This window comes from Mediterraneibacter hominis, assembly GCF_014287475.1.
GTDB lineage: Bacteria > Bacillota > Clostridia > Lachnospirales > Lachnospiraceae > Mediterraneibacter > Mediterraneibacter hominis.
In genome coordinates, this window is record NZ_JACOPF010000002.1 from 704,706 (window position 1) to 715,254 (window position 10,549).

Here is a 10,549-nt window from a genome sequence, read left to right on the forward strand (position 1 = left end):
GAGAGTTTATGTGGGATTTGCTTAAGTTCAGAAATAACGATGCAATTATAGATGAATATGGTTCAAAGGTCTCCTATGACGATATGGAAAGAAAAGGGAAGGAACTCATGGAGTCTATAGGAGGGAGATGCCTGGTGTTTTCATTATGCAGGAATTCGATAGGCTCTGTAATAGGTTATGTTACCTTCATAAATCATGGAATTGTTCCTGTTATGCTCAATGAAAGCTTAGATAAAGAATTACTGGAGGAGCTTCTGAATTCTTACAAGCCTAAATATCTCTGGCTGCCCTCGGAACAGACAGAATATTTTTCCTCCTGGAAGACAGTTCACAGCAGCTTTGATTATACTTTACTGCGTACTCCATATGAAGTACAGTTTCCATTATTTGATGAGCTGGCGCTTTTGCTTACAACGTCCGGTTCTACAGGAAGCCCTAAATTTGTACGGCAAAGCTATACAAATATAAGGGAGAATACAAGATCCATAGTTGAATATTTGAAGCTGGATGATACAGAAAGAGCTATTACAACACTTCCGATGAATTATACATATGGATTATCTATCATTAATACGCATCTTATGGCAGGGGCGACGCTGCTGCTTACAGACAAATCACTCATGCAGAAAGAGTTCTGGCAGTTTTTTAAGGATAACAGAGCAACCTCCTTTGGTGGAGTTCCCTATACGTATGAGATGCTGAAACGTCTTCGGTTTATGAAGATGGAGCTTCCGTCATTAAGGACTATGACGCAGGCAGGCGGCAAGCTGACAGAAAAATTACATGAGGAGTTCGCAAGGTTTGCGGCTGAAAACAAAAAGAATTTTGTCGTAATGTACGGGCAGTGCGAAGCGACCGCGAGAATGGGATATTTGCCGCCGGATAAAGCCATAGAGAAAAAAGGCTCTATGGGGGTGGCCATTCCTGGAGGAACATTCTCTCTTATAGATACCAAAGGAGAGGAAGTGGACGAATCATATGTAACCGGAGAACTGGTATATAAAGGCCCTAACGTTACTTTAGGATACGCGGAGTGCGGGGAAGATCTGGCGAAAGGGGATGAACGCGGAGGGATTCTCCACACAGGAGATATGGCACAGTTCGACGACGATGGATATTTCTATATCGTAGGCCGTAAAAAGCGGTTTCTGAAAATATATGGCAACAGGGTAAATCTGGATGAGATGGAACGGATGATAAAAGGTGCGTTTGAAGATATAAACTGCGCGTGCGCAGGTATGGATGATTCTATGTATATTTTTATTACAGAGATGTCTGCAGCAGAACGGATAAAAGAATTTGTGGTTAAGAAGACAAAACTAAATGCAAAGGCGTTCCATATTACGGTAATAGATGAAATTCCACAGAATGATGCCGGCAAGACATTATATAAAGAGTTAGAAAGGTATTATGAAGAGGAGGAGTAAAATGAGGCTGCTGACAGAAGAAAAACTAAAAGCGGCAGTTGCGTACGCTGGAAAGGATACGGCAAATTGCATTTATTTATATATTGATCTGACAGAGTATGGAATCCACGATCCAAATGTGACAGTGTGGTATGAAGAAAATGCTGCGGGAGAATTCGAGATGCTGGTCTTAAAATATTATGACTGCTTTCAGGTTTATTCCCATTACGATGAATGTGATCTTACGGGGCTGATGAAGCTTATACAGGAGTATCAGATAAGCAGAATATTTTCCAGAAAAGGAATCATAGAGAGACTGCAGAACGGATTAAGTGAGAACTATCATGTATATTTTGGAAAAGTCATGGAGCTGGGCAAGTATAAAAAGATGAATTATGAAAGCTTTGTGGAGGAAGCATCTGTGGAAGAATTGTGTGAGATTGAAAAATTGCTGTTAACAGATGAAGAACTTTCTCTTTCCTATAAACCAGGCGAATTGACAGCGCAGTTTGCAGATCGGATGAAAGCAGGAAAAGGGGAAAACTATATTATAAGAAAAGGCAATGAAATTGTAGCGCACTCCTGTGTTTCCGCGAGAACAGATCGTTTTATGGTTCTTTCGTATACGATAGTCAGAGAAAATGCACGTGATTTTCCATACGGAGCTTTTATGGATTCGTATCTTTTAAATGAATTACAGAAACCAGGCAGGAATATCTATGCTTTTATGGAAGATGACAGGAGGATTCGGCTATTTGAAGCGATGGGAAACCATGTAGCGGCAGAGTATGGAAAACTAATAAAAAAGTAATAAAACAATGTATATGTGAAAGGATGAAATATGCAGGCGATTATTTTAGCAGCAGGTATGGGAAAAAGATTGAAGGAGCTAACGCAAAATAATACGAAATGTATGATCAGGGTGAATGGAGTGACATTAATAGACAGAATGCTGCACCAGCTTGAAAAATTATGTTTGTCCCGGATTGTAATTGTCGTAGGGTATGAAGGTAAAAAATTAATAGATTATATAAATAGTTTAAATATCTGTACGCCAATTACATACGTAAATAATCCGATTTATGATAAGACAAACAATATCTATTCACTTTCTCTGGCAAAAGATTATTTATGCCAGGAGGATTCTTTACTATTCGAATCTGATCTTATTTTTGAAGACGCGGTGATAAAGACACTGATAGAAGATCCAAGAGATACGTTGGCTCTGGTCGATAAATATGAAAGCTGGATGGACGGGACATGCGTCAAATTAGGCGAGGATGATTCAATAGACGAGTTTGTCCCCGGAAGTAAATTCAAATATGAAGATATAAAATCCTATTATAAAACGGTCAATATTTATAAATTCGGACAAGAATTTTCAAAAACACTTTATGTACCGTTTCTAAACGCGTATGAAGAGGCTTTGGGGTTAAACGAGTATTATGAACAGGTTTTGCGAGTGATTACAATACTCGATAATCCAGGAATAAAAGCAAAACAGTTAAATGGTGAGAAGTGGTATGAAATTGATGATATACAGGATCTGAATATTGCGGAATCCATGTTCGCGAAAGAAGATGGGAAAAGAGCGAACCTTCTTCAAGAACGCTATGGAGGATATTGGAGATATCCACAGCTTATGGATTTTTCATATTTAGTTACTCCGTATTTTCCGCCGAAGAAAATGCGGGATGAAATGAAAGCCAGTTTTGAAACCTTACTTACACAGTACCCGTCCGGGATGAAGATCAACGCGCTGCTGGCGGCAAAGAACTTCAATGTGCACCAGGAAAACATCATAGTGGGCAACGGCGCGGCAGAGCTGATTAAAGCTTTATTAGAAAGATTCACAGGAAAGATCGGCATTATTCGTCCTACCTTTGAAGAATACCCACACAGATACAGAGAAACTGACATAGTTTGTTATTGGCCGGACAATGAGGAATTCAGATATGGGACAGAGGATATTATTCAGTTTTTTGAAAAAAATCCGGTTGAAAATTTAATCCTTATAAACCCGGACAATCCATCGGGAAATTATATAGAAAAAAAGGAGCTTCTGCGGTTAATTTCCTGGTCTAAAATGCAGAATATAAAGCTTGTTATTGACGAATCCTTTACTGATTTTGCGGAGGAAGAAAATAACACGTTGTTTGAAAGCGGGCTGTTAAATGAAAATCCACATTTATATGTTATGAAGAGTATTTCCAAGTCGTATGGAGTACCGGGATTGCGGATCGGAATTATGGCATCGGGAGATGTGGACACTGTGGACAGAATGAAAAAGGACGTTTCGATTTGGAATATAAACTCCTTCGCTGAATTTTATATGCAGATAGCAGAAAAGTATAATAAGGATTACAAAATTTCTTTGGAAAAATTCAGAAAAGAACGAGACTATTACTATTCTGAATTGAAAAAAATAGGGGGAATCAAGAGTTTCCCATCGCAGGCAAATTATATTATGGCTGAGATTACAAACGGCATGACATCGAGTGAATTGACGAAAATTTTAGTAGTGGAGCATAATATTCTGATTAAAGATTTGTCAGAAAAAATAGAAGGCACAGACAGACAGTATGTCCGGATTGCTATAAAAAACCGTGAAGAAAACGATAAGCTGATGAAGGCGCTTAAGGAGGTATTAGAAAATGGAAGCAGATAAAGTCTTTTGCATGAGTTCCTATCTTGCATTCCGCTTTATTGTAGATAAAGAAAAAGTTTTCAAAGAGGGATTAGAGCATATAGATTTTTCTCCAATGGACGAAGAAAAACAGATTGCGTGTGATTCTCCGAAAGAAATAGAAGAACGGATTAAAAGCCAGCTGGCCGAGAAAGAACTTTCAAATGCGGCGATTCTTCTAAGTGGAGGAATGGACTCGGCGATCTTAGCGTCCTATATGCCGGAAGGCACAAAAGCATATACCGCAAGATGTGACGCTTGCGGAGCGATTGACGAGACAGAAAGGGCCAGGAGATATTGTGAGGAATATGGACTAGAACATCATATTATAGATATTACATGGCAGGATTATCTGGACAGTATTGATGAGCTGATGTTGAATGATGGGTGCCCTGTAAGCTCAAATGAACCGCAGGTTTATAAGCTGGCTAAATGTATTCAGGAAGACGGCTGTGATCTGGTGATAATAGGGGATAATGCAGACGCGGCGTTTGGAGGATACGATGAGCTCTGCTGTAAAGACTGGGAATACCATGAATGGGTCGAAAGATTTACATATCTTAAGCCAGATAGAGTATTGAAAGAGTATGTGCCGATGGAGTTTGTCTTTGAAAAATACAGGCTGCCGAATGGCAAAGTCGATTTTATCAGATGTATAAAAAACGAGATGGCTGTTACGTCCAGCGGAGCATATTTTAATGCTTTTAGAAATGCCGGATTAGAATATCTGGATCCTTATGCATGTATGAAGATGAGCAAACCATTGGATCTTGCCAGAGTCAGAAGAGGAGATAGCAAATACCATATAAGAGAATTGTTTAGAGAGAGGTATCCCGACTTAGAAGTCCCTGAAAAAATTGCCATGCCCAGGGCTGTAGACCAATGGATGGCAGAGTGGGGGGGGGCCGTGCAGAAGTGAATTTAAACCGGGCTGCATAGAAGGCATGACTGGAAAACAGAGATTTCAGGTTTTTGTATTGGAACGTTTTTTAAACTTGTTGGAATGTCATTAAGAGGATGTAAATGAAAATAAAAAAAATTATGAACAGGCTATGTGTGTCTGTCATCATACCGTTCTATAATCAGGCGGAATATCTTCCGGCGTGTCTGGAAAATGTGAAGAAGCTGGTACAAAATCTATCTTATGAGATTCTACTGATCAACGACGGTTCGACAGACGCGTCAGAGGCTGTCGTCCGAAAGATAAAAAAGAAAAACCGTCGTATCAGATATTTTTATCAACAAAAAACCGGTGTATCCTCCGCGAGAAATGTTGGAATCAAAAATGCAAGGGGCAGGTATTTGTTTTTTCTTGACGCAGATGATGCATGTATGCCTGATACAATCAAAAACTGTGTGGACTTTTTCAATAGCGTGTATGAGCAGGTTGATTTAGTAACATTTCCGATACAAACGCTGTATAAAGGAAAAGTGCTGAAGCCTCATTTTAGATATATGTTTTTGAAGGACGACGGAGTGTATGATTTGGATACAAATGCGTTTATAGGTCAGAGTACGATGAATATTATGGTAAAAAACAGATATAAAGAGAATGTTTTATTCGACGAAACGATGAACTTTTCGGAAGATCAGAAATATTGCTGCGACATACTTGACCGAACACATAAAATAGGATTTTGTAGTTCTGGAAAATATATTTATCATAGAAGCGACGAAAGCAGTTCAGGAAGACTGTCAGGTGCCTGTTTTGTTTATGAACAATGTATGAAAATGTTTGAGACTGTATTTGGCCGATATGAGTATGTTCCGATGGCTTTTCAAGGACTGTATGTAAATGATTTATATTGGAAGCTAGAGAGTAATATGTTGTTTCCGTATCATTATGAGGGGAAAGAGTTTGAAAGAAGCATATTGCGGATGAAAAACCTTCTTCAGAAATGTTATAACAGTGTGATTTTGGATCATCCTGAAATTGACTTTTTTGAGAAATTTTATTTACTGAAATTAAAGGGAGAAGCTTGTCTGTATCCGCAAGTGGACTTGAAACATATAAGGCTGTACAGTGAGGGAAATATTGTTCTGGAACAGAAGGACATGGAATTGGTGATAACGAAATTAACGATAAAAAAGGAGCGCCGCGTACAGATACAAGGGTTCTTAAAATCTGTTTTTTTTCAGTTTTATAAGGGAAGTGTCCGGTTTTATGCAGTGCATAAAGAGAAACGGACAGAGCTGGAATTATTTCCCAGTACACACAATTATTATTTGTCGCATGAGCCGACTCAAAAGTTTTGGGCGTGTATATTTGAGACCGCGGCGGGCAGTACTCCATATGATTTTCATTTTGAGACAGAGCTGGATGGAAAAATATTTCCTGTTACATATTATTTTATGCCATTAGTGCCAATGTCTCATAAGCTTGGTATTTATCATTATGAAAATCGTGGAGTATCTGTAGACATTAACAGAAATAATGAAATTTCAATAGCCGCTGTTCCGGCTTCGTGGGAGAAACGGATATGGTTATATTATGATTGTGCGGGCGTACCCTGTGATAATGGATTACTGCAATTTATACATGATTATCAAAAGCATGATGGAGTGGAGAGATATTATGTAATATCTGATGAGAGACAAAGAGATTATATTCCGAAAGACGGCAATAGGATTCGTTTTGGCAGTAATGAACACAAAGATCTTATTGTGCAGGCCGAGAAGGTTATTACCGCTTTTATAGAGGAGAACAATATTTTGCCTTTTAAAGAGGAAGAATATGAACAATATTCAAATAAATTTAAGTTTGAAACAATTTACCTTCAACATGGGGTGCTTCATATTGATATGCCCTGGAAATATTCTTCAGAAAGAATGATGGCAGATAAAATTGTTGTGTCTGCAAAGCATGAGGCAGAGCTGTTCAAAAAGAACGGATATAAAGAGACTGCACTATGGAAAACAGGAATGCCAAGGTTTGATAAGTTACCTCCATTTTCTGATAGATTGAAGAAGATTTTATTTGCTCCGTCCTGGAGAGCATATTTAGCAAGGATGAATGAGGTGGGAGAATGGGAAGTTTTGAAAAATAAATTTTTAACATCTTCATATTACCAGGGCATAAAAAGCTTTCTATATGATGAAAAGCTTATACAGATACTAAGAGCAAGGGGGTATGAATTGGATATCAAGCTACATCCGATATTTTCAGAAGTCGTTCCTCTGATTTCGGATAAAAAAGATGGACGTATCCATATTGTGGAAAATGTTCGAGAAGCGGAATATAGCTTGTTTATAACAGATTTTTCATCTTACATGTTTGATTTTATTAAATTGAGTATCCCCGTACTTTCATTTATTCCGGATTATGATGAGATCAGATGTGGAATGAATGGATATAGAAAAATAGACTTTTTGGACAAGGTAGATAATAGATATGTGGCTAAATCTGCCGGTGATATTATAGAAAATATACAACAATATTTTGCGGCCGGAAGAGGAATGGATTATAGAGTTGATTTTTATCATACGGATACGCCGTCAATGGATAAAATATATGAGATGATGATACATTCATAATTCAAACAAAATCTAACGCTAAAAACAGAATTTGGAAAAATACAACTATGAACATAAAACTTACTATATATAACTTATTAGTTAACCGTATATCTGGAATTCAGCAGAGATACAAAAAGAAGCGAAATCACGTCCGGGGAGTCGGACGGATAGGCGTATGGATGTATCTACTGGGATTAAATATTTCTTATTATGCTTTCCGTAACCGGAAGTTGGAGACTGTGGAAAAATATCCATATTTTGAGGAAAAAGAGCTTTACACAGAGGCAGGTGAGTCCTCTATATCTAAGCTGGAGAAGCCAGAAGCGCTCGCTGAAAAGCTGGCAAAATACGATGTGATTTCTTTTGACGTTTTTGATACTTTGGTGCTTCGTCCTTTTTCTGCTCCCACAGACTTGTTTTTCATTCTTGGAGAAGAACTGGGATATTTGGACTTTGAAAATATTCGTAAGGAAATGGAGTGGAAGACCAGGCAGAAGAAATATAAAAAAGAGAAGCATTATGAAGTAACGTTAAAGGAAATTTACGCGACGCTGGAAGAAGAGGCAGGAATACCGGCAGATATCCAAGAACGGGAAGCAGCTCTGGAAGAGAGCTTTTGCTTTGCAAATCCCTATATGCAGCGTGTAGTGGAAGAACTGCAAAAAAGGAAAACGCGCCTTATTATTACATCGGATATGTATTTGGATACAGAACAAATCAAAGCGATATTGAAAAGCTGTGGGTATAAAAAATTTGATGCTGTCTATGTATCTTGTGAATTTCAAAAATCTAAGAATGAAGGAACGCTTTTTGAAGAAGTAAAAAAGCGAGAGGGCGAAGAAAAAAATTTTATTCATGTAGGGGACAATTATATTTCCGATGTAACAAAACCTAAGGAATATGGTTTTTCTACTTATCATTATGTGAATGTCAATGCGGTAGGAATGCCCTATCGCGCGGAAGATATGTCGGCTATAATCGGCGGCGCTTATCGAGGCATGGTTAATGCCCGTATCCACAATGGTCTGGAGGAATACAGCAATCTCTATGAATTTGGATATATTTACGGAGGGCTGTTTGTGGTAGGGTATTGTCAGTTTATCCATCGACAGGTGAAACATAAGCAGTTGGAAAAAATACTTTTTCTTGCCAGAGACGGGTATATTCTGAAAAAAGTGTATGAGCTTTTATATCCGCAAGAGTCAGAGCGGTTAGAGTATGTCTATTGGTCACGGCTGGCTGCTACTAAAATGGCATCAGATTATTTTAGATACGATTATTTCAGACGGTTTTTGTATCACAAAATGAATCAGAAATATTCCATAGAAGAGATTTTGGATACTATGGAATTGCAGGATATGACAGAAAGCCTGTGTAAGGAATTAAACATAAATGCAAGGACAGAATTAACAGATAAAAATATAGAGAAAGTGAAAAGCTATCTGCTGCTCCACTGGAATGAGATATCACGACATTATGAAGAACAAAGGATTGCCGGAAGAAGCTATATGAAAGAAATATTGAATGAGGCAGAGACAGCGGCGGCAGTTGATATAGGGTGGGCGGGCAGCGGCGCGGTAACCCTGGATTATCTTATCAATCATGTATGGAAATTAAATTGCAGGATAACCGGTATTATAGCTGGGTCAAATACCTGCCATAATGTGGAGATGAACGCTAGTGAGCCGCAATTACAATCGGGAAAATTAGTAAGCTATCTTTATTCACAGAGAAAAAACCGTGATTTATGGAAGTTTCATAATCCTGATAAAGAACATAATCTATACTGGGAAATGCTATTGGACGCACCACACGGAAGCTTACGGGGGTTTTATCTGAATGAGAACGGAAAATCATATTGCCGGTTTAAAGAATATCAAAAACAACAGACAGTAGAAGAAATTCAGCAAGGGATTTTGGATTTTGCATTGGATTATCAAAAGCATTTTGAAAAGTACGAAATATTTCAAAATATATCCGGACGAGATGCCTATGCGCCTATGCTTATAGCATTGCAAAGCAAAAATAAGCTTAAAGGTATGCGTGAGGTTATGGATGATGCAAATCTGACGTAGAGAAAGGAGCTCAGTATAATGGGAAAAAGACAAAGAAATAAAAGACCTCTATACAAGTTGATCGGATATTCTTTCATAGCCCTCTATGCCCTCTGTGCGATTGCCTTCCTTACCTTCTGTGCAGATTTACATATGCTTCCGACGACCTATATGCTGATAGGGGGAACAGTATTCTCTATATTTGGCGTAATTTTTACGATTATGCAGGAGAAGCCTGCGCTGTCAGTCGTGGCGGATATACTGTGTGTACTGCTGGCGGCGGGCTGTATTTTTGGGTGTTACTATATCCATAAGACGAATACGACCATTCAGGAGGTTGCCACTGCGGACAAGCAGACAGACATAGTGTCTGTGTATGTGATGGAGGACGACCCGGCACAGAGTATCGAAGATGCGGCGGACTATTCTTTTGGAATCAGCACGGCCATTGACAGGGAGAATACGGACAAGACGGTTAAGGAGCTGGAGGAAAGCCTGGGAAATACACTGGATACGCAGGAATATGACAATGTATTTGACATGGCGGATGATTTGAAGGAAGGAAAGACAGGAGCAATTATTTTAAACAGCGCGTATCTGGGAATTATTGCAGATGTAGAAGGCTATGAATGGGCAGGAACCGGCTTACGGGAAATTACGAACGTGGCGCATGAGGTGGAAAAGGAAGAAACAGCAGCAGTGCCGGACAATGTACCGGATACCTTTATCATGTATTTAAGTGGGATTGATACCTACGGAGGAGTGTCAGCACGCTCCAGAAGTGATGTGAATATCCTTGCTGTGGTAAACACAGAGACAAAAAATGTTCTGCTGCTCTCTACGCCTCGTGACTATTATGTGGAATATTCTGTGACGGGAGGAGCAAA

6 protein-coding genes and 1 pseudogene are annotated in these 10,549 nt (G+C 38.9%); all 7 read left to right on the forward strand.

The window, feature by feature from the left end; genetic code table 11:
- Positions 1-8 precede the first annotated feature (8 nt).
- Positions 9-1,427 carry an AMP-binding protein gene (locus H8S37_RS12910; RefSeq protein WP_186876463.1) on the forward strand — a complete coding sequence of 473 codons (1,419 nt, stop codon included), beginning with the start codon at positions 9-11 and terminating at the stop codon, positions 1,425-1,427.
- 1 nt (position 1,428) lies between these two features.
- The gene (locus H8S37_RS12915; protein WP_186876464.1) at positions 1,429-2,217 is read left to right on the forward strand and encodes a hypothetical protein; all 789 of its coding nucleotides are present in this window, start codon (positions 1,429-1,431) and stop codon (positions 2,215-2,217) included.
- Between the two features lie 30 nt (positions 2,218-2,247).
- Complete coding sequence (locus tag H8S37_RS12920) at positions 2,248-4,074, forward strand: aminotransferase class I/II-fold pyridoxal phosphate-dependent enzyme (RefSeq protein ID WP_186876465.1); 1,827 nt, start codon at positions 2,248-2,250, stop codon at positions 4,072-4,074.
- On the forward strand, positions 4,061-5,011 hold the full coding sequence (locus H8S37_RS12925) for an asparagine synthase C-terminal domain-containing protein (RefSeq protein WP_186876466.1): 951 nt from the start codon (positions 4,061-4,063) through the stop codon (positions 5,009-5,011). The genes H8S37_RS12920 and H8S37_RS12925 overlap by 14 nt, the downstream gene beginning before the upstream one ends.
- Positions 5,012-5,115: 104 nt before the next feature.
- A complete protein-coding gene (locus tag H8S37_RS12930) occupies positions 5,116-7,626 on the forward strand; it encodes a glycosyltransferase (protein ID WP_186876467.1) in 2,511 nt (836 codons plus the stop codon).
- 47 nt (positions 7,627-7,673) lie between these two features.
- Positions 7,674-9,683 carry an HAD family hydrolase gene (locus tag H8S37_RS12935; protein ID WP_186876468.1) on the forward strand — a complete coding sequence of 670 codons (2,010 nt, stop codon included), beginning with the start codon at positions 7,674-7,676 and terminating at the stop codon, positions 9,681-9,683.
- A gap of 18 nt (positions 9,684-9,701) precedes the next feature.
- Positions 9,702-10,549 (forward strand): annotated as a pseudogene (locus H8S37_RS12940) (hypothetical protein); the annotation flags it as partial.